The 19,200-nt window shown below is 40.3% G+C and carries 26 protein-coding genes; 15 read left to right on the forward strand and 11 right to left on the reverse strand.

Features of this window, described 5'->3' with window-relative positions; genetic code table 11:
• The first annotated feature begins 353 nt into the window (after window positions 1–353).
• A complete protein-coding gene (locus tag FD725_RS16560; protein WP_179049146.1) occupies window positions 354–917 on the forward strand; it encodes an SRPBCC family protein in 564 nt (187 codons plus the stop codon).
• Between the two features lie 42 nt (window positions 918–959).
• Here FD725_RS16560 and FD725_RS16565 read toward each other — a convergent pair whose 3' ends face one another.
• Window positions 960–1,199, reverse strand: a complete 240-nt coding sequence (locus tag FD725_RS16565) for a hypothetical protein (protein ID WP_179049147.1) — start codon at window positions 1,197–1,199, stop codon at window positions 960–962.
• A 247-nt stretch (window positions 1,200–1,446) separates the two neighbouring features.
• Window positions 1,447–2,487, reverse strand: a complete 1,041-nt coding sequence (gene rtcA, locus FD725_RS16570) for an RNA 3'-terminal phosphate cyclase (RefSeq protein WP_179049148.1) — start codon at window positions 2,485–2,487, stop codon at window positions 1,447–1,449.
• Window positions 2,488–2,823: 336 nt separating this feature from the next.
• Here rtcA and FD725_RS16575 point away from each other — a divergent pair, with 336 nt between their 5' ends.
• Window positions 2,824–3,219 (forward strand): phage holin family protein, encoded by a 396-nt coding sequence (locus FD725_RS16575; RefSeq protein WP_179049149.1) that lies wholly within the window; start codon window positions 2,824–2,826, stop codon window positions 3,217–3,219.
• 141 nt (window positions 3,220–3,360) lie between these two features.
• Window positions 3,361–3,552, forward strand: a complete 192-nt coding sequence (locus tag FD725_RS16580) for a YqaE/Pmp3 family membrane protein (protein ID WP_179049150.1) — start codon at window positions 3,361–3,363, stop codon at window positions 3,550–3,552.
• Between the two features lie 69 nt (window positions 3,553–3,621).
• On the opposite strand, the gene FD725_RS16585 is transcribed toward FD725_RS16580, so the two are convergent.
• A complete protein-coding gene (locus FD725_RS16585) occupies window positions 3,622–4,422 on the reverse strand; it encodes a histidine kinase (RefSeq protein ID WP_179049151.1) in 801 nt (266 codons plus the stop codon).
• A gap of 277 nt (window positions 4,423–4,699) precedes the next feature.
• Here FD725_RS16585 and petJ point away from each other — a divergent pair, with 277 nt between their 5' ends.
• Genes petJ through FD725_RS16600 form a run of 3 tightly spaced genes read left to right on the forward strand, consistent with a single transcriptional unit; the run spans window position 4,700 to window position 7,246 of the window.
• Complete coding sequence (gene petJ, locus FD725_RS16590) at window positions 4,700–5,035, forward strand: cytochrome c6 PetJ (RefSeq protein ID WP_179049152.1); 336 nt, start codon at window positions 4,700–4,702, stop codon at window positions 5,033–5,035.
• Between the two features lie 28 nt (window positions 5,036–5,063).
• On the forward strand, window positions 5,064–6,083 hold the full coding sequence (locus tag FD725_RS16595) for an aldo/keto reductase (protein WP_179049153.1): 1,020 nt from the start codon (window positions 5,064–5,066) through the stop codon (window positions 6,081–6,083).
• A 5-nt stretch (window positions 6,084–6,088) separates the two neighbouring features.
• Window positions 6,089–7,246 carry a glycosyltransferase gene (locus FD725_RS16600; protein WP_179049154.1) on the forward strand — a complete coding sequence of 386 codons (1,158 nt, stop codon included), beginning with the start codon at window positions 6,089–6,091 and terminating at the stop codon, window positions 7,244–7,246.
• Here FD725_RS16600 and FD725_RS16605 read toward each other — a convergent pair.
• The gene (locus FD725_RS16605; protein ID WP_179049155.1) at window positions 7,210–8,397 is read right to left on the reverse strand and encodes a glycosyltransferase family 4 protein; all 1,188 of its coding nucleotides are present in this window, start codon (window positions 8,395–8,397) and stop codon (window positions 7,210–7,212) included. The two genes, FD725_RS16600 and FD725_RS16605, sit on opposite strands and share 37 nt — an antisense overlap.
• A 348-nt stretch (window positions 8,398–8,745) precedes the next feature.
• On the opposite strand from FD725_RS16605, the gene FD725_RS16610 reads away from it, so the two are divergent.
• The 5 genes from FD725_RS16610 to FD725_RS16630 all read left to right on the forward strand — a co-directional run bounded on the left by FD725_RS16610 (window position 8,746) and on the right by FD725_RS16630 (window position 13,321).
• The gene (locus FD725_RS16610) at window positions 8,746–9,627 is read left to right on the forward strand and encodes a hypothetical protein (protein WP_179049156.1); all 882 of its coding nucleotides are present in this window, start codon (window positions 8,746–8,748) and stop codon (window positions 9,625–9,627) included.
• Between the two features lie 5 nt (window positions 9,628–9,632).
• Window positions 9,633–10,298 carry a hypothetical protein gene (locus tag FD725_RS16615; RefSeq protein ID WP_179049157.1) on the forward strand — a complete coding sequence of 222 codons (666 nt, stop codon included), beginning with the start codon at window positions 9,633–9,635 and terminating at the stop codon, window positions 10,296–10,298.
• Window positions 10,299–10,301: 3 nt separating this feature from the next.
• Window positions 10,302–10,919: an FHA domain-containing protein gene (locus FD725_RS16620; protein ID WP_179049158.1), complete on the forward strand. Its 618-nt coding sequence runs from the start codon at window positions 10,302–10,304 to the stop codon at window positions 10,917–10,919.
• 152 nt (window positions 10,920–11,071) lie between these two features.
• Window positions 11,072–12,067, forward strand: a complete 996-nt coding sequence (locus FD725_RS16625; RefSeq protein ID WP_179049159.1) for a UDP-N-acetylglucosamine--LPS N-acetylglucosamine transferase — start codon at window positions 11,072–11,074, stop codon at window positions 12,065–12,067.
• 63 nt (window positions 12,068–12,130) lie between these two features.
• Complete coding sequence (locus FD725_RS16630; RefSeq protein ID WP_179049160.1) at window positions 12,131–13,321, forward strand: FtsW/RodA/SpoVE family cell cycle protein; 1,191 nt, start codon at window positions 12,131–12,133, stop codon at window positions 13,319–13,321.
• Between the two features lie 294 nt (window positions 13,322–13,615).
• On the opposite strand, the gene FD725_RS16635 is transcribed toward FD725_RS16630, so the two are convergent.
• Window positions 13,616–14,116: a DUF3368 domain-containing protein gene (locus FD725_RS16635; RefSeq protein ID WP_179049161.1), complete on the reverse strand. Its 501-nt coding sequence runs from the start codon at window positions 14,114–14,116 to the stop codon at window positions 13,616–13,618.
• A complete protein-coding gene (locus tag FD725_RS16640) occupies window positions 14,109–14,363 on the reverse strand; it encodes a UPF0175 family protein (RefSeq protein WP_179049162.1) in 255 nt (84 codons plus the stop codon). The genes FD725_RS16635 and FD725_RS16640 overlap by 8 nt, the downstream gene beginning before the upstream one ends.
• 83 nt (window positions 14,364–14,446) lie before the next feature.
• Between FD725_RS16640 and FD725_RS33150 the strand changes: the two genes are divergently transcribed.
• The 3 genes from FD725_RS33150 (at window position 14,447) to FD725_RS16650 (ending at window position 16,199) form a co-directional block, all read left to right on the forward strand.
• Window positions 14,447–14,494: a hypothetical protein gene (locus FD725_RS33150; RefSeq protein WP_372726738.1), complete on the forward strand. Its 48-nt coding sequence runs from the start codon at window positions 14,447–14,449 to the stop codon at window positions 14,492–14,494.
• A gap of 146 nt (window positions 14,495–14,640) precedes the next feature.
• Window positions 14,641–15,765 carry a magnesium chelatase ATPase subunit I gene (bchI, locus tag FD725_RS16645; protein ID WP_179049163.1) on the forward strand — a complete coding sequence of 375 codons (1,125 nt, stop codon included), beginning with the start codon at window positions 14,641–14,643 and terminating at the stop codon, window positions 15,763–15,765.
• 137 nt (window positions 15,766–15,902) lie between these two features.
• Window positions 15,903–16,199 (forward strand): hypothetical protein, encoded by a 297-nt coding sequence (locus FD725_RS16650; RefSeq protein ID WP_179049164.1) that lies wholly within the window; start codon window positions 15,903–15,905, stop codon window positions 16,197–16,199.
• A gap of 68 nt (window positions 16,200–16,267) precedes the next feature.
• Here FD725_RS16650 and FD725_RS16655 read toward each other — a convergent pair whose 3' ends face one another.
• The 5 genes from FD725_RS16655 to FD725_RS16675 form a co-directional block, all read right to left on the reverse strand.
• Window positions 16,268–17,242: a cysteine synthase A gene (locus FD725_RS16655; RefSeq protein ID WP_179049165.1), complete on the reverse strand. Its 975-nt coding sequence runs from the start codon at window positions 17,240–17,242 to the stop codon at window positions 16,268–16,270.
• Between the two features lie 101 nt (window positions 17,243–17,343).
• Entirely contained in the window at window positions 17,344–17,652 is a 309-nt protein-coding gene (locus FD725_RS16660; protein ID WP_256871635.1) for a hypothetical protein, read from the reverse strand.
• On the reverse strand, window positions 17,636–17,887 hold the full coding sequence (locus tag FD725_RS16665; protein WP_179049166.1) for a DUF433 domain-containing protein: 252 nt from the start codon (window positions 17,885–17,887) through the stop codon (window positions 17,636–17,638). The genes FD725_RS16660 and FD725_RS16665 overlap by 17 nt, the downstream gene beginning before the upstream one ends.
• Window positions 17,888–18,047: 160 nt before the next feature.
• Window positions 18,048–18,353: a type II toxin-antitoxin system RelE/ParE family toxin gene (locus FD725_RS16670; protein WP_179049167.1), complete on the reverse strand. Its 306-nt coding sequence runs from the start codon at window positions 18,351–18,353 to the stop codon at window positions 18,048–18,050.
• Window positions 18,350–18,580, reverse strand: coding sequence for an addiction module protein (locus FD725_RS16675; RefSeq protein ID WP_179049168.1), 231 nt, complete (start codon window positions 18,578–18,580; stop codon window positions 18,350–18,352). The genes FD725_RS16670 and FD725_RS16675 overlap by 4 nt, the downstream gene beginning before the upstream one ends.
• 286 nt (window positions 18,581–18,866) lie before the next feature.
• Here FD725_RS16675 and FD725_RS16680 point away from each other — a divergent pair, with 286 nt between their 5' ends.
• Entirely contained in the window at window positions 18,867–19,193 is a 327-nt protein-coding gene (locus FD725_RS16680; protein WP_179051564.1) for a DUF3040 domain-containing protein, read from the forward strand.
• Window positions 19,194–19,200 lie beyond the last annotated feature (7 nt).

A 19,200-nucleotide genomic window follows, 5' to 3' on the forward strand; every position in this document is an offset into this window, starting at 1 on the left:
TGATTTAACCACAAAGACACAGAGTAGTTTTTCACTAGAAGTTCAGAACATTAAAGTCACCTGGAAAGGGGTAGTCCCATATAATTCTTCGAGCAAATAAAAAATGATTCACCATTGCCTATTTACTTTTGTGGAGGTTAGTATTGTCTGTAGTAGATAGCATATACTTAAACTTAACCATAAAATTTTTAAATGTAACTATATACACGTTTTTTTAAGTAGATTTTCGCAATAATAGCATGATAGATAAATTTGGTTCCGGAAAACCATTTGAGGGAACTGGAACTAAATATTGAACAGGTTGTCATTTCAACCTGAGTAGGTGGAGTAGTTGAGGAGTAACGAGAATTAATATGTCTGCATCCTATATCTCAGACTCAGTTATTGCGGGTTCGGATATGACGTGGAGTCAAGAAAAGCAAAACCTACTGATGCAGGGTGAAATTTTAGTGCGAACGCGATCGCATACCACCTGGGGTGGTGCTGTATCGGCTTTTATGTATGTACCCTTAGTGCGATCGCAGGTATGGCAGCAGGTGACAGATTACCCTCGTTGGGTACAATACTTTCCTGATATTACCAGAAGCGAAGTTTTACAACGAGGTGAAGTAAAGCGCCTCTATCAAGCAGCCCAAAAAGCCTTTTTCTTTTTCACCGCCCAAGTCGAGATTTACCTCAACGTTGTCGAAGTATTAGGACAACAAATTCAATTCCGCATGGAAAAAGGGACTTTCGTTGATTTTACAGCTCGTGTAGAGTTAAAAGATTGTGGTAACGGTACTTTACTAGCCTATAGTGTTCAAGCCACACCCAGTATTCCCATACCTTCAATGTTGATTCAGCAAGCTATGAACTTTGAGTTACCAGCAAATATGCGGCAAATGCGACAAGTGATTTGTCAAAGTCAATCAAGGTAAGTCAACAAAACCCCGACTGATTCCACAAGTCGGGGTAATAAATTAATGACTAACAACTGATAAACGGTGGCTAACAATAGGCTGGCTTTCAAACCATACCTGAGTTAGTTCATACTCAGAGAATTTGTAACCGAGACTAGAAGCAAAATTGACTATTTTAGTTTTGTCCCAATGATAAGAGCCTAATAAACCCCGACGACGGCAATTAATCAAATATTGTTCATAAATGGTTTTATCTGACATCAAAACTTCATAAAAAGCATACGCTTGCTCTAAAGACATCAAATTTTATCTCCCAAAATTTTTATTTTTATAGTTAATTAACCATACATTAAATCATCAGATAATTCCGGTTTATAGAATCTGAGAAAACTGGATTTTATTTAGTCTTTAAAATATCAATCAAGCTTTATTAAGTCTCTTTTGTTGAAGATACAATGCTTTTAATTAGTTTTGAGGCACGAGAAAACATATCAAATAGTGAAGTTTTTGTAAGTATACTCATCCTAGACAAAGGCTAGTTTGAATTTTAAAGTGGTTTGACTGCGACGACTTTTGCGGCTTTATCTACTTGAAACTCCGACAGTCCAAATTTCTCAATTACGGCGGCGTTGGTTGTTAAGTGGGTACTTATCTCTGCCACTTTGTATTGGCTTTCTTTGGCAGCTAAAGCCGCAGGTAGTAATAATTGATCTGCTAGGTGTTCATCTACTGGTGCGCCTGTCTGATGAAAATGTAGCAGTTGTTCGCAAGCAATTTCCGCGACTTTTTCCGACGACAATCGCAACCGTCCAAAGCCACCAAATCCAGTTAAGCTATTTTGATACTCAGCTGTTAAAAAAATTCCTGCCCCTGGAGCGATGCCTTTTTCTCGCAAAGCTTGTATGGAAACTCTTAAACCGGCTGTGCGTAAAAAATTCTCGGCACGATTTGCCATGCGTTGCGGAATATGGGCTGGTAATTCCGTCGCCACAGCTATTCCCCGCACCTGTTGTAAGTTTCCCCGTTCTAGCAAGTTGATAGCGCCGAGTTGACACCCTCCCCGCACCTGCATATTTACTTCTCCCCTACCTTGGGGATACCATCCCCAAGCGCCTAATTTGACTTGTGCCTCTATGCCCATACGGCGGAGCATTGGTAGGTAGACTTGTTCAATGTAGGTCATGGTGGGGCTAAAGATGACATGAGTTCCACCCCGGAGTGTTACTTGAGAGTCGCCATTGGCTAAAGCTAAGGGTAAGAGAATTGTCTGTAAAACTAGAGTGATTGCTCCAGCTGAACTACCTTGTTGTGCTTCACTCACGTCAAAACTGTAGGTTCCTGCTTGTACCCCACTACCAGGAATGAATTCCAGTATTGTAGAACTCAACGCATCACCAGACAATTGTGCATGACAAATTCTCGCCGCCGCCCGCACTGCTGTTAAATGTTGTGCGGCTAACCCTGGCTTTTTACGTCCAGCGCGAATTCCTGTAATGCGTATGGGTTCACCAGTGATGGCGGCTAGACTGAGGGATGTACGTAGGACTTGCCCACCCCCTTCTCCGTAGGAACCGTCAATTTCAATCATGCTAATTCGTAATTCGTAACTCTGCTGGCAGCTTGCGCCTACGTCATACTTGCCAAAGATGAAAAGCAAGCTACGTAATTGCTGAGGGATACTTTAATTTTGAATTTCAAATTGTAGCATTTTACTTTTATCAGTATTCATCAGTCCGTCAGGATCAACAATTTTTTAAATTTTAACCGCAGGTAACAATTAATTCTGCCCACACCCCACTCCTCTTGCAGATAATCTGCCAGATGGTAGAAACCCTCTCTATCTTGCAAGAGATGCTGATTTTTCCCAAATTGTTAAAGATAGGAGGAGAAAACACAAATAAACTATTAGATTTTAGGTAAAAAAATGTTGGGAACATTTTTAACAGTCTTAGCAACAGCACTCAGCTTGCTAATTGTTGATTTAGTTGTGCCTGGTGTGAATATTGCCAACTTCCCGGCTGCTTTAATTGCGGCTGTTGTCATTGGTTTGATTAATGGTTCTGTCAGACCAATTTTATCAGCTTTATCATTACCGCTTAACCTTTTAACCTTAGGAGCATTTTCCTTAGTTGTTAACGGTTTATGTTTCTCTTTAGCAGGAGCTTTGGTTCCCGGATTTAGCGTTCATGGTCTGATAGCTTTCCTTTTGGGGCCTGTGGTGCTGTCTTTCGCTACCACTTTCATTAACAACTATTTTGCTGAAAAGAATCTGGTTTTAAGTGGAGATACAAAATCCAGAACCGAATTGCCATCAAGCTAGAACTTAGTGATAAGGGTTAGTTAAATTGTCTACCTAACCCATTATGTAATGCCAAATGAAAATAGTTCCTAAGATGGAGTTATTCATTTGGTTTCCTGAGAACAATGTGTTAAACAGAGTCCACAAATAAGCAACAATCCCATGAAATTACTACGTATTCTTCTCGGTTTATTAGTACCTCCGCTTGGAGTATTCTTAACAGTTGGTGTTGGCCCTACTTTAGTTATTAATGTTTTGCTAACACTCTTAGGCTGGCTTCCTGGTAGTATTCACGCTGTTTGGGTAATTGCCAAACACGAAGAAGCCTTCAATAGAGAAGGTGATATTTACTAAGTTTTGACTGGATTTTAAATATCCCCGACTGCTTAGAGAAGTTGGGGATATTTTATGGTTGTATGGATTCTATCTACGTGTGACTTCTTTGTCTTGCTCAGGATGTTCTTTATCCTTAAATAAGTCAGCAGTTGCTAGGAGTAACTCTCTCAGGGTTTGTTTAATTTGACGCTCTTTTTTGGCGACAGCTGTACCAGCTTCACCAAGCTTATATTCTAATTGCGATCGCTTCTGTTCTACTTGGGCAGCTACAGCTTCAGCTTGAGGACGGGCTTGATTATACCAGTTTTGCGCCTCATCTAAATAATGTTTGACTTCTTCTGAGCGTCCGCCGTAGCGGGCAGCTAAATTAGCCCTGACAATGGATAGTTGCGCTTGTAGTTGTGCGTAACGTTTCTTCAATAGTGATGCTTCTTCACTATTTTTGATACTTTCAATAGCAGAGTCAATGGCTGTTTTAGTATGAGCTGTTTTTTCCTGACTAGTTTCAGAAATTTCGGCTAGGATGCCATCAACGTCTTGCTGAAATTTATCTTCTTCGCTATCTAATTGGGCTTGGAGTCTTTGCAATTCTGACTGAGTTTGGACAATTGCGGCGTGTCTTTTGGTGTTAGCGCCTTCGATGGCTCCTTCAATTGAGGCTGTGATGTCTTCTTTAATTTCTGTGCTTTTATCTTGAATGTTTTCAATGACAGTTGTAACAGCATCTTTGACAATTGCTCTGATTTCGCTAGAACCTTCTTGCAATTCTGAAGTTACTTGAGCAACTGCGGCTTTGACAATTTCTCTAATTCTTTCACTTCTTAATTGTCCAGTTGCTTTTGCTTGTTGTATGTCTGTTTGAATTTGTTGTTTGATATTATTTGTCATTCTTAATTTTTGGTTGTGGGTATACCTTTAATTATGGTGTATTCCTTATGGTTGAGGTACTTCCTTGAGATAGAATATTTTTTTCAACGCAGCGAAAAGTTCTGTAGGAGGGTTTCCCTCCGTAGGAAACTTTTCAAGACAGAGGGGCGCGGAGGTACGCGGAGTGTCGTTTGGCGGTGCATTATGGTATGTGAGGAGTTTTGTATGAAGCTGAGATAATTTGTTGTTAATTTATGGGATGATGGGTAAGGATTTTATGATTATTTGAGGAAAGGGAGTGGAGAAGTTAGTTAAGTTGGTATTAGTAACTATTTTGTTATTAATTAGTACTGTGAGTTTACCTGCGATCGCCCAAGATAAACCTGATGGGGCGCAAATATTTAGTGTTCATTGTGCGGGATGTCATATTAATGGCGGCAATATTATTCGTCGGGGGAAGAATTTACAAAAAAAAGCTTTGAAAAAATATGGTATGGATTCGTTAGCAGCAGTCCAATCGATTGTAACTAATGGTAAAAATAATATGTCAGCCTACAAAGACCGTTTGCGTGTCGAGGAAATTCAAGCAGTGGCAAGTTATGTTTTGGAACAAGCAGAGAAAGGTTGGCGATAATTAATTCAAAATACAAAATTAAAAAACAATGATGTTATCAGCAGAGAGTCGTTTACAATTTACATCTGATTTAAATATTTGTCGGATATTAAATGGTATGTGGCAAGTATCCGGTGGGCATGGTAAAATTAATCCCCAAGCTGCTATCCAGAAGATGTTAGCTTATGTAGATGCAGGCTTTACTACTTGGGATTTAGCAGATCACTATGGCCCGGCGGAAGACTTTATCGGGGAGTTTCGTCGTCAGTTAATTGCTAACAGAGGCAAAGCAGCTTTAGCTAATATTCAAGCTTTGACAAAATGGGTTCCTCGTCCTGGTAAGATGACGAAGAAATTGGTTGAGGAAAATATTGATATATCCCGGCGACGGATGGATGTAGATGCTTTAGATTTGCTGCAATTCCATTGGTGGGAATATCAGGATAAAAATTATTTGGATGCTCTCCAATATATGAGTGAATTGCAAACGGAGGGCAAAATTAAACATTTGGCTTTGACAAATTTTGATACAGAACATTTGCAAATTATTACTCAAGCAGGTATTAAAATTGTCTCTAACCAAGTGCAATTTTCTTTAGTAGATCGTCGTCCAGAAGTGAAGATGGTAGAGTTTTGTCAACAGCATGACATTAAACTTTTTACCTATGGCACACTTTGCGGTGGTTTATTATCAGAAAAATATTTAGGGCAACCAGAACCGCGAGGTTTGGATTTAGCTACGGTTAGCTTGCGAAAATATAAAAATATGATTGATGCTTGGGGGGGATGGCGATTATTTCAGGAGTTATTATCTACCCTCAAGCAAATTGCTGATAAGCATGAAGTGAGTATTGCGAATGTGGCAACACGATTTATTTTAGAGCAATCTGTGGTTGGTGGTGTCATAGTTGGGGCTAGGTTGGGGTTATCTGAACACATGGATGATAATGCCAAGGTATTTGGTTTTAGTTTAGATACTGAAGATAGAAACAGTATCAATAATATATCTAGTCAATCACGAGATTTGTACCAACTAATCGGTGATTGTGGTGATGAATATCGGCGTTAATAGTTATGCAACGTCTTTTATTGATTACCGAAAGATTTGCTCCTGATTTGGGAGGTTTAGCTAGTAGTGCCACACGATTAGTAACTAGATTATCTCAGTTAAATCTAGAGGTGGATGTTGTTACTTGGAGTCGTTATTTACAACCGGGTGAAGTCTTACCACCCACATCTTTAGATGAAAAGCCACGCATCTATCGCATTGGTTTATATCGCCATTGGGATATGACAATGCCGCACACTTTAAATTTTTTAGAGTGGTTACATCAAACTCGTAATTATCAGGCAATTTGGGGACATTATTTATTTCCTAGTGGTTTTTTGGCTACTTGGTTTGCGAAATTGCAGGGAATAGCCAGTACCGTGAGTGCGCGTGGTAATGATATTGATAGAGAGATGTTTCCTCCTGGTGATTTTGCGCGGTTACAATGGACTTTGCAAAATGCCAAAGTCATTACCGCCGTGAGTGGAGATATGTCTCGCAAAATTCAATTGTTGAGTGGACGAGATGATGTTTTGGTGTTGAAAAATGCGGTGGATACAGAAATTTTTTCCCCTGTGCCATCTCTTGAGGAATTGAGAGAGTCTTTGGGAATTAATGCTGATGAATTGGTGTTAGGATTTTCTGGGGAATTAAGAGAAAAGAAAGGACAACAGTTTTTGTTAACTGCTTTGACAACAGTGCGGCAAAAATATCCAGCTTGTCTATTAATTATTGGCGAAGTTAGGGTTGCCCAAGAATCTGTGCTGCAATTATATGCCAGTAATCAGCCAGAAGATGCTCAAAGGGTGATAGTTACAGGACATTTAGCTAACCCAGAAATAGTTGCAGCTCATCTACAATTATGCGATATTTATCTCCAGCCTTCATTATGGGAAGGTATGCCCAATGCCTTGTTAGAAGCGATGGCTTGTGGTTGCTGTTGTATTGCTAGTGATGCGGGTGGTATTCCCGAAGTGATTTTACATGGTGAACATGGCTTTTTGTTGCCTCGTTCCCAGTTGCATAAATTAGGTGAGGCGGTGTTGGAGTGTGTGACAATGCCAGTAGTAGAGAAAAACTTGCTCAAGCAAGCAGCACGCGATCGCATCCTCAATCAATATTCCATATCTCAAGAAAAACAGCAACTTCAAACTCTCATTGATCGCTTGATTCCCAGTTCTTGATAAGCTGTAGTTAAGGCTGTACCTGCACGTTGCCAAGTATAATCCTCGGCAACTCGCACTCTAGCATTGGTTGCTAAGTAAGTCGCTAATTCCCCATGATTCTGTAACTGTAACACGGCATCTTTTATCGCCTTAGCTGAACCTGGCTTGACTGCTAAAAAATGCACGCCGTTTTCTCCTAATTCCTGTACTACCTGCATATCACTAGTAATGACGGGGGTTCCTGTCGCCATCCCTTCGAGGATTTTGAGGGGACAACAGCCTTGAACTAAATTGCGATCGTTGGCTGTGAGAGGAGCTAAAATTACATCGGCAGTATGGATATGTTCTACTAACTGGTTTTGTGGCATTGGTTCTAAGATATTTAACTTATCTGCCACTCCTAATTTATTAGCTAGTTGTTTTAAACCTTTGATTTGATAATCTCTAGCTTGTCCAATGACTGTTAAATCAGCAGTCAAATCTCTATTCACTAATCCTAACGCTTCCACCGCCAGATTCACACCTTGCCAAGGTGAAAGCGTGCCGAAATATAGCATCTGTAAGCTGGAATTTTGCTGACTTTCACTATAAGTAAATACATTCAAATCTACACCGTTGGGAATTACCCTAATTTTTTCGGCTGATATGCCTCGACTTTGGAGATATTTAGCTGTCACACTACTAGGTGTGATGAGTAAATCTGCTGCTGCTAAACAAACTTGTTCTTGCGAATATAGCTTGTGTAATAATTCCCGATCATCAACAACAGCCGGGTAACGATATTTTAACTCAATGGAAGGTAAACCATTAACTTCAAAAACTAATTTGTCACAATATTGCTTTTTATTACGAGCAATTATATAACCTTCGTAAATTGAACGAATATGGATAATAGCAAATCGCTGTTTGTGTAACCATTGCTGCAACAGACGACGAAAATGTAAAACTCGTTGAATCAAATTGTCTCCCAATGCTGGCAACATTGTTTGTTGAATATTGGGATAGATTTGCGGGGAATATATTAATTTTGTCGTTGGTGAAACTGTTACTAAATGTATCTCACCAAAAGCTGTTGCTAAAGCCTGAGAAAAAGCGGCAATATGAATTGCTGCTCCTTTTGGCGCAGGCACAATATCAAAAGAAATATATGCTATGTTTTGTTGATTCACAAATATCTATATATGGCGTTGACAGGTAATTTGCAGTTTGTTATACTGACGGCGAACTTGCATAGGTTTGTTTTTAAAAAATAAAAGTTATTAATCAAAATTAATATGGTGGTTCTCAGTTAAGTGAGGTAGAGATTCATGTTTTAAACGCAGAGGGGAGAGGAGGGTTTTCCAGTTTTATTAGCAATGTACTAATACCTCATCAGATTAAGAAACGCTATAAAAGTATAGGACTTGGGCAGTGTCACAGATTTTTTATGCAATTTGGTTTTGACATTTGACCATCCTTGTCAATATTTTTGTGTTCGGTGCATAAGTTTTAAAGTAAGTTAATAGGATTGAAATAATATGCCTATTGAATTAAGCCAATTTCGGAAAAATCTCCTTTATGCAGTCCAAGCTCCTTTAGTCAATGTCATGCATGATTTACAAACCCTATCAGAGATTGATAGTCTAGCAGAACGCCAACAAAAAAAGTATGGTAAGCAAGCTCTGTTTAGTTTTATCGGGGGAATTGTCTTATTCATATTTGCTATTGTAGTTAGTGACAAGGGTGGAATAGCGATCGCCTTATTTTTCACTACCCTGGCTTTGCTAATATTTAGTATCTATGCTTTGGTCAGACGGAGCAAATTCAAACATTTAAATATTGGTAACTATCGATATAATTTAACCAAGCAAGTTGTGCAGATGCTGGCAAGGGATATGGATACAGCATCTATATTTGATATAAATTTGTCATTTCAAGCAATTGAAAAAAAAGAGCATCTCATCAGCACTAATTCCCATCCACATAAATCGGGATGGAAAATAGATAGTTTTCTCCATGAGTGGTTGATAATTAAAAGTCAGTTTTTAGATAAAACTCGTTTTGAGCTACGTTTAACAGGCATGGCTAAAAAACAATATGGCTGGAAACGTGGTAGTAGTGGCAAAAGCAAGTATAAATCAAAATCAAAATCTGGTGGTTTAGATATCGACTTGAGCTTGACTTACCCGCAACGCCGCTATGGAGCAGTGAAAATTTTTAAAAATGAAATTAATGATGCCATTAAGCTACCTCAAACATCAATTCTGCGAGGCTTGAGGGTGACAGAAAAAGCTATTCAGATCAGTGTGAGACTTGCACCACAATTTGCTGAAGATGAATATGCAGTTTATCAAACAATTACATCCATGTTTTTAAGTGGTTATCAAGTTTTAAATTTAGCCAAGCTAATCGCTAAATAATGAATATGCAGAAAATATTGTTTAACATCTGTGTCTCCTGCTTGCTACTAACATTAATTAGTTGCAATAACAATCAGGCGAATAACTCCACAGTCAATCCCAATAGTCCATCGGCAACATCGGTTACTACGAATGTGACAGAAAGTGCTGATAAAGTTAAATTTAAAACTGAAGGTGGTGCTGAGTTATTTTCTCTGAAAAAACAAGCCGATGGAGCCAAGTTAGTTGATGCAAGTAATCAAGAACTAGTCAGAATCAAAGCTGATAAAGCCGGAAAATTTAAATTTAAGAATGCTCAAGATAAAACCTTGGGTTATGTATTCGCTACTAATAGTAACTGGAAATTACAAAATTCAGAAGGTAAGCAAGATTTATATATTCTCAGTCAGCAGGGGAATAGTTATCAGTTAGTAGATGGAGGTAAAAAAGAGATATACAGTATCAATGCCGATAATAATGGTTTAGCAATTACTAGCCCAGATAAAAAACTAGTCTATCAAGTGAGAGTTAAAGAAGGCAAAATCTCTTTAAGAAATCCATCGGGAAAAACTGTGTTTTCAACCAAATCAAATATATCCCCCATCGCCTTCGCTTGCTTCGGTTTTGATGCACTCACCCGCGAACAACAAGCGGCTTTAGCTTACGCTGTCAGTTCCACAGGAGGTAAATAAGTCTTGCAGATTCAGCTAAGTTGGATAGATCCTAACACGGGAAATCGCCGCGAACCAATATTAGAAACCCCAGTAGCTATTGGCAGACAATTCTCAGCCATGCCACCACAAAACAATGGTCAAAGAGTTTCCAGAATAGCTATCGAAGATGACTTAATAGCAGACTACCACGCTTTAATTGATTGGCAAAATCAGGAGTTAATCATTATTAGCCAAAATACACCCAATGGCATTCAAGTTAATGGTGTACAGCTAAATAATGGTAGTTTAGATAATGGCGATCGCCTGCAAATCGGTAGTTGTGAAATAGTCGTCAACTTTACTCCTACTGTATCAAGTGGTGAGTGCGATCGCATGGTAGGATTTCTATTTAAACGTCGTTGTGGACGTACAGATAGAATAGATTGCCCTCACTGTAACCCAACGTATCAAGAAGATTACGCTTACTATTCTGGTTACGGCGATTATCACTCTGGATGTTGGGGAAGTGATTATTATTATAACCGCGATCGCTATTATTATAACCCGGAAACCGGCAATGTAGACTTTACAGAAGCCGATGCCATGAGTTTAGAAAATGAATATGATGGAGATTTTGAACAAAATATGGGAGCAAGTTAAAATAATTCGTAATTCGTAATACCCTACGGGAAGGCTTGCGCCTACGTAATACTCGCCAAAGGCGAGAAGCAAGCTACGTAATTCGTAGTTACAATTCAAGATAAAATTTTCTTGCTATTGACAATTGACTATTGACTATTGACCATTGACCAATGACTAAAACTTGGTTAATTTATGCCCTTGGGGGTGGTTGGGGACATTTGACTCGTGCTTTGTCGTTGGGGAGAATTGCAGCCAAGCAACGAAAAGTTCGCATTATTACGAATAGTCCGTACGCATCACAAATTAACAATGAAGGTTGTTTAATACATTGGATTCCTGACAATACAAGTTTTTCGGCAACTTGTGTAAAAGTCCGGGAAATCTTACTCAATACTCACTATGATTGCTTAATTATTGACACCTTCCCCAGAGGTTTAGGTGGAGAATTAGTAGATATTTTACCCCAGTTGCCACACATACCGCGAATTCTCATTCATCGAGATATCAATCCTCGTTATGTGATCGAGAAAGAGTTGCGATCGTTTGTTGTGGCAAACTTTGATGCTGTAATTGTACCTGGGGAAGGAACAGATTTAGCATTGGCTGATTTACCTGGAGTCCTGCACACAGCACCGTGGTTAATTCGCAACTCTGAGGAATTAGCCGATAAGATGAGTGTGCGATCGCATATCTTTCCATCTGATATATCAAGTTTAAGTATCATAATTTGTGCATCTGGTCAAGCATCAGAATTATCTCTATTTGGTCAACTCACACTGGCGTTACATCAAGCTTTCCCAGAATGTACAGTCAGAATTTTATCTCCTGTGTGTCCTGTAAATTGTCCCGAAAGTTTGTGGATAGTCCATCATCCCGGTATTGAATGTCTAGCGGCGGCGGATATTGTTGTTGGTGGGGGAGGATACAACACGGTTTACGAATGTGCCTCTGTGGGTGTACCTTTGGTAGCATTGGCACTACCGCGACTGTATGATCGCCAACACAAAAGAGTTAGCAAAGGTTATTGGGTGCAAAATATCGCCGAAGCGCTGGCTACAGTCAGGATATTACTAGACCAAAGAGACACGAAAAATCAATCTTTCGTGCGAACTTACACCAATGGTGCTATCCAAGCAGTACATCACATCATAAATTATGAGTTATAAGTTTATGAGTGTTATTTCTAACTCTTAATCCTTAACTCCTAACTTTTTACCCTGTAATGAATCGTGAAGCTACGTAGCCTGATTCCACTTTTTGATGATTCAGTTTCCACTTGGGCATTAGAAGCGCGACTGTTGCGCTGGCTAACATTTACTTGGCTCTTTGTCGGGTTAATTATGCTGTTTTCAGCATCCTATGTAGTAGCTGATGTCCGTCAAGGCGATGGGTTGTATTACTTTAAGCGGCAAATCCTCTGGGTTTTCGCTTCCCTGATTGGTTTTAACATCATCGTCAATCAACCCTTACAAAAAATCATGGGTAAATCCCATTGGTTGCTAGGGCTATTTTTAGTACTAATTTTTGTTACCCTCATCCCCGGATTAGGGAAAAAAGCCTTTGATGCCGCCCGTTGGATAGCCCTTGGACCTATTCCCATTCAACCCTCAGAATTAATTAAACCCTTTTTAGTACTACAAAGTGCCAGATTATTTGGACAATGGGAAAAGTTAACTTGGCGAGTCCGTCTGACTTGGCTAGGGATTTTTGGTTTAGTCATATTAGGGATTCTGGCTCAACCTAACCTCAGTACAGCCGCCCTTTGCGGGATGACAATTTGGCTAATTGCCCTAGCAGGTGGTGTACCTTACAAATACTTGGCAGGAACAGCCGTTGGAGGAGTTTTATTAGGCCTACTCAGTATTAGCATCAAAGAATATCAGCGCAAACGGGTGATGTCATTTCTCAACCCTTGGGCAGATGCCACAGGTGACGGTTATCAGTTAGTACAGAGCCTCTTAGCCGTTGGTTCTGGGAAAACTTGGGGTGCGGGATTTGGGATGTCGCAACAAAAATTATTTTATTTGCCCATTCAAGACACTGACTTTATTTTCGCTGTCTTTGCTGAAGAATTTGGCTTTATTGGCAGTATAGTTTTGCTGACACTCCTAGCCTTATTTGCCACCTTGGGTTTAATTGTCGCCCTAAAAGCTAAAAATCCTGTGCATCGCTTGGTAGCGATCGGTGTCACCATAGTCATGACAGGACAATCATTGCTACACATTGGCGTAGCTACAGGTGCTTTACCCACCACAGGTTTACCCCTACCCATGTTTAGTTATGGTGGTAACTCGATGATAGCCAGCTTAATCGGTACAGCTTTGTTAATTCGTGTAGCCAGAGAGAGCAGCGAAGCCGAAGTAGTCCCATTAAGAAGACCCCAATCAGCAAATAGACGACAGCGTCGGCGGATGTTTTAACAGTGAACAGTTATCAAGTGAGTGATGACTGTTCACTGTTCTAATTAAAAACTAACTCCTTTGCAAGTTAGCAATAAATAACAGGTTTCTTTGAAGCATTCCCTATCTGTCGTAGCACCTAATGATTGGTTCGGTGCGTTCACAAAGTAACGCACCCCATAAGATCAAAGCGATCGCATTTTGTATGTATAATAGGCTGTACCTTAAAACCATTAACTTTGTGTAATAATCGCGTTTTGTACTGCGATCGCACCTTGATTCTCAGATAGCGATCGCCATTGTGGCATTTAGTGATTAACTTGTCTCTCCTGCTTGTTGAAGTGCAAAGTTGATGACTGTATCACTAAGCCGGATACCTTTGTTTTTCATACGTTCAATGGCTTGCTGCATAACAATAGGAAATCCTTCCTCCTTAGCTCGTAATAAAATGCCAATAGAGCCTGTGAGTGAAAGACCACTTAACCTAGCTATTCTTCTACCTACCGTTTCATCTATGCAGACAGTTTGGATATTTTGATTTAAAGCCAACTGAATTACAGATGCTTCACCTAAATCCAGAGAATTGAGTAAAAGAGGAGATATATTGAGAGGGCTTGGCGATTTCTCTAACCAATTGGCAACCTCAAATTCTGGTACTGCAAACCCACTTGTACCTCCTGCTATTATTTCTTGGCAAACTTCAAAAGGAACTAATACTTGAGCGTACAGCGATCGCAATACATCTAAATCACCAATTGCCGCTACTATACTGATTAAGGGAGCAGTGTTAATAACTATTTTTTCTGTTTTAGGCATTCTCTAAATCAGTCAGCAGTTCATCTTCTGTTAAATCAATCATCGTTACACCATAATGATGTAAATTGAGTAAAAAAGAAACTCTATCAGTGCCTACTAATTCAGCTGCCATACCTGAAGATAGACGTTTCATTTCAAAGAGTTTTACCGCCATTGCCCATTTAGCTTCTTGTTCAAACTGTTCTCGTGTCTTTTGTAAGGCATCAGGAAGTGTTGCTGGGTAGTCTATTTTCAGTTGTAATGACATAGGCTGATCACTAGTTTATTGGAAATACCCATTGTTCATACCGAATCAATATCCTTTTTCATAATAAGCGCCATCCTGAAGACATGGGGAGTAAGGAAATTGAAGAATTTTTAACACATCTTGCGGGCTAGAAGCCCATCCCAAAAGAGAAAGGGGGCGAATTGCGTTGGCGTTAGCCTACCGCTTGCGGTATTGTGAATTGATTTAATCTTCTCCGCACCCCCAGCTGTGTCACAATAAAAGACTGTAATCAGAAAAATATTGTTAAGGTAATTTAGTGACTCCAACTGCTCAACCCACGGCAAGTGCGCGTCGCGTGGTATTCCCATTTACGGCAATTGTGGGCCAGGAAGAAATGAAACTGGCGCTACTATTAAACGTGATTGATCCCAAAATCGGTGGTGTAATGATTATGGGCGATCGCGGTACAGGTAAATCCACAACCATCCGGGCGCTGGCTGACCTATTGCCAGAAATCCCAGTAGTTGCCAATGACCCCTTCAATAGTGACCCCAGCGACCCCGACTTGATGAGTGATGAAGTCCGCCAAAAAGCTGACCAAGGGGCAGAAATTCCCATCGAACTGAAAAAAGTCCAAATGGTAGACTTGCCGCTAGGGGCGACAGAAGACCGGGTTTGCGGTACTATCGATATCGAAAAAGCCTTGTCTGAAGGTGTGAAAGCCTTTGAACCAGGACTACTCGCTAAAGCAAATAGGGGTATTCTCTACGTCGATGAAGTTAACTTACTTGATGACCACTTGGTAGACGTGTTACTCGACTCGGCGGCTAGTGGTTGGAACACCGTAGAACGGGAAGGTATTTCTATCCGCCACCCAGCCCGGTTTGTTCTCGTTGGTTCCGGTAACCCTGAAGAAGGCGAACTGCGTCCCCAACTCCTCGACCGTTTTGGAATGCACGCCGAAATCCACACAGTCAAAGAACCAGCTTTAAGAGTGCAAATCGTCGAACAAAGGTCAGAATTTGACCAAAATCCCCCCGTATTTTTAGAAAAATACAAACCCGAACAAGAATCACTCCAACAAAAAATCGTCAACGCCCAAAATCTATTACCAGAAGTCAAGCTTGATTATGACTTACGGGTGAAAATTTCCGAAGTTTGTTCAGAACTAGACGTAGACGGTCTGCGGGGTGATATCGTCACCAACCGCGCCGCCAAAGCCCTCACCGCTTACGAAGGACGCACCGAAGTCACAGTAGACGACATCCGCCGTGTCATTACCCTATGTCTGCGTCACCGCCTCCGCAAAGACCCCCTAGAAGCCATCGATTCTGGTTACAAGGTAGAAAAAGCCTTCGCCCGCGTCTTTGGTGTAGAGTTGTCAGAGGATGATGCTACTCAAAGAAATGGCGCAGGTCAAGTAAAAACAGGTGTTCGCTAGTTCTCATCAGTGAACAGTAATTACAGCTGAAGTCAGAAAGAAAACGAGACTTCATCCCTGACTCAGTAAAAAACTCCTGTAGTAATAACTGTTCACTCCCTGACTCAGCACTCATTACTCAGCACTCAGCACTACTTATGAGACTTTGGCACTCTTGGGTAAATACCTTCATCTTAGCTAGCCAATACAACCCACCCAGATTTGTAGAACTAGTGATGTTGATGCTAGCGATCGCCATGTTAGCGATCGCCACAATCATACCAGATAAGCCTTACATGATCCTGGGTTTAAGCTTTGTAGTTGGTGCAGCAACTTCTATATTAGTCCGAGAAGCGATCGCTCCCTCACCCCAACGCAAAGTTACCCAACTCTCAGCATTATTACTACTGTTCATCAGCCTATACGGTTTTGCCGATTTAATGAAAACTCTCTAATTTAGTCAATAGTCAAAAGTCCATAGCTATATACAAATGACCAATGACTAATGACTAATGACTAATGACTAACCCATAGACAACCCCTTAGATTCTAGCCATTCACGGTTGAATATCCGCGATTGATAGCGAGAGCCACTATCACATAAGATAGTGACGATGGTGTGTCCTGGCCCCAACTGCTTGGCTAAAGCTACAGCCCCTGCCACATTGATCCCAGTCGAACCACCCATCAACAGCCCATCTTTTCGCAGCAATTGGAAAACTACCCGCAAAGCTTCCGGATCATCTATTTGTATTGCATCATCAGCCGGCGCACCTTCCATATTAGCTGTGACGCGACTATTGCCAATCCCTTCTGTAATCGAATTGCCTTCTAGTTTTATTTCCCCAGTCTTGATGTAGCTGTAAAGTCCACTACCCAGGGGATCAGCCACAACGCATTTAATCGCCGGATTTTTTTCTTTCAAGTACAGCGCCACACCTGCAAATGTCCCACCCGTACCAGTTGATGCTACCCAGCCATCCACTTTACCATCTGTTTGTGTCCAGATTTCTGCCCCTGTGGTTTCGTAATGGGCGCGGCGATTAGCTAAATTATCAAACTGATTTGCCCAAATAGCATTATCTAACTCAGCCGCAATTCTACCAGATAGTTTGACATAATTATTTGGGTCTTTGTAAGGTACAGCAGGTACAGGACGAACTTCTGCACCTAAAGCTGCCAGAGCATCAATTTTTTCTTGAGATTGGGTGTTAGGAATAATGATCAGGCATTTATAACCTTTAGCATTGCAAATATGCGCCAGTCCTATCCCCGTATTCCCAGCCGTTCCTTCTACTACAGTTCCGCCGGGTTTGAGTAAACCTTTTTCTTCCGCGTCTTGGATAATATATAGTGCAGCACGGTCTTTGACAGAACCACCAGGATTGAGAAACTCAGCTTTACCGAGAATTTCGCAACCTGTTTCTTCACTAAAACTATTTAAGCGAATCAGAGGTGTATTACCAATAGTGCCTATGAAGCCATTTTTGATATCCATTGTGCCTTGCTTGATTTGAGTCCATATCAAAATTGTGGCTCATAGTGGTGACAGGATATACATCTTACTTAACTTTAAAAGGAGTTATATCACCTTCATCATCAATCAACGTCATTGAGCCAGGAACTAAGGATGGTAGCAGAGGCGTAAAGTAGATGAGCAGGACGAGTACTGCTAGTGTTAAATACGAAAACCCGCAACGATAGATTTCGCAAATTTTGCTGATATGGCAAGTTTTTGTCAGATGTGATGAAAACATCGAATGGAAATATATTTGCTAAAGCTAAAAGCTCTCGATCTTTTGTACCACGCCAGCCCATATCTTCCACATTGTGAACTGTATGTCCTACATCTAGGAACGGTTTTTTCAGTTTTTTACTCAGGAGGTTTTCATCAAGCAGAATGAACACTAGCTTCTCTCTCCTGCTCCAGCATGGCTTTCGCTATCGCTTCCAAAACTTGCAATGTTGGTGTTTTCAGATGGGGAAAGTCTTCCAGAAACTCAGCTAAACCTGATTCACCTTCTAGGTAATCAAACAAGGTTTGTAAGGGAACTCGTGTGCCAACAAACACAGGCACTCCACTCATAATTTCTGGATCGGTATGAATAATACCTTGATCATCAAGAATTTGTTGGATTTTCATAACGAGTTCACTAAATAGAATTGATGAAATCCTAGCATTTAGTAAGCTGCGATCGCTTCTAGGCGGGCGGTCATTGCTCCTTTGTCCAGCAAAATGACATAATCAGAACAACAAATGCGGGGTTGGCTCTAGATTTTACTGAAAACAGAGTCTTTTTTGATTAAATTTCTATATTTCTTTGTTTCCAATAATTTGGTTTGCGCTTACCATGTGCGATCGCAATCACCCAAATTACTTCTTCCAGTTCTGTATAAAAAATTATATAGGGAAAACTTTGAACAGCATAACGACGTATTCCTTCAATCTTGTGTGGGGTTCCCATATTGGGGTTTTGCTGAACTTTCAGAATAACTTTTTCCACTTCAGACAGTAAATCTAGCCCCAAGCCTACTTTTTGATCCTCATAGTAAGCTATTGCAGCATCAAGCTCCTTTCGAGCTTCGGTGTGAATAACAATAAACTTCACGAATATTTTTCTCGTAACTCAGAAAACACTTGAAATGATGGTTCTCCAATAGCTACTTGGTGATGAATATTATTTAACCGTTGATTTAATTCTGTATCCCAAGCAGTTTCTGGATTATCTTCTGCACCTTCATCTAGAGAATGAATTAAAAAGTAAGCAATCTCAGCACGTTCTTTTGCAGACAGATGAGAAAGTTCGAGTTTAAGTTTTTCCGCCGTTTCACTCATACTTTGGGGTCTCCCCAACAATTTTTATTATAGGATTAACTATCCGATTTTAACTGCTTTATTAGTTTATAGGTAAAGCTAACTTGACTAACTAACAATTCTGCATAATTTTTAGTCAAATTTCCGAAAAACGACTAAAATCTATGGAATCTAAGTTCTGAAGTCAGCTTAACAGGTGATCAACACTGTGATTTTACTGTGGCTAATAAATATTGCTGTGAGTTAATATACATTGTTTTAGTAAGTGTTAAAATTATTAGTAACATCCTCGATGGGGTGGATAGCAATGACATCACAAAGCGATCGCCATCAAGAACTTGAGCAAAGAGAACGGATACTACGTCAGAAAGAAGTAGAATTGCGACTCCGCGAACTAGAACAGCAAATTTCGCCAAATGATGTTCCTGTGCAGAAAACAGTCAAACATCAATCCCCAGATACTCCTAAACCCTGGATGAAAAAAGTTATTTTGGGGGGAAAGTTATTTGCTTTAGGTGTAGCGGCGTTAGTTGCAGTAAGAATCGCTTCGGTGTTAGCTGGGGTGGTAATTATTGCAGTTTTAGGATGGGTTTGTTACCAGCTATTTTTTGCATCTCGAAACAATAATCATTAGTTAAGGT

The organism is Nostoc sp. TCL26-01, assembly GCF_013393945.1.
Lineage (GTDB): Bacteria > Cyanobacteriota > Cyanobacteriia > Cyanobacteriales > Nostocaceae > Trichormus.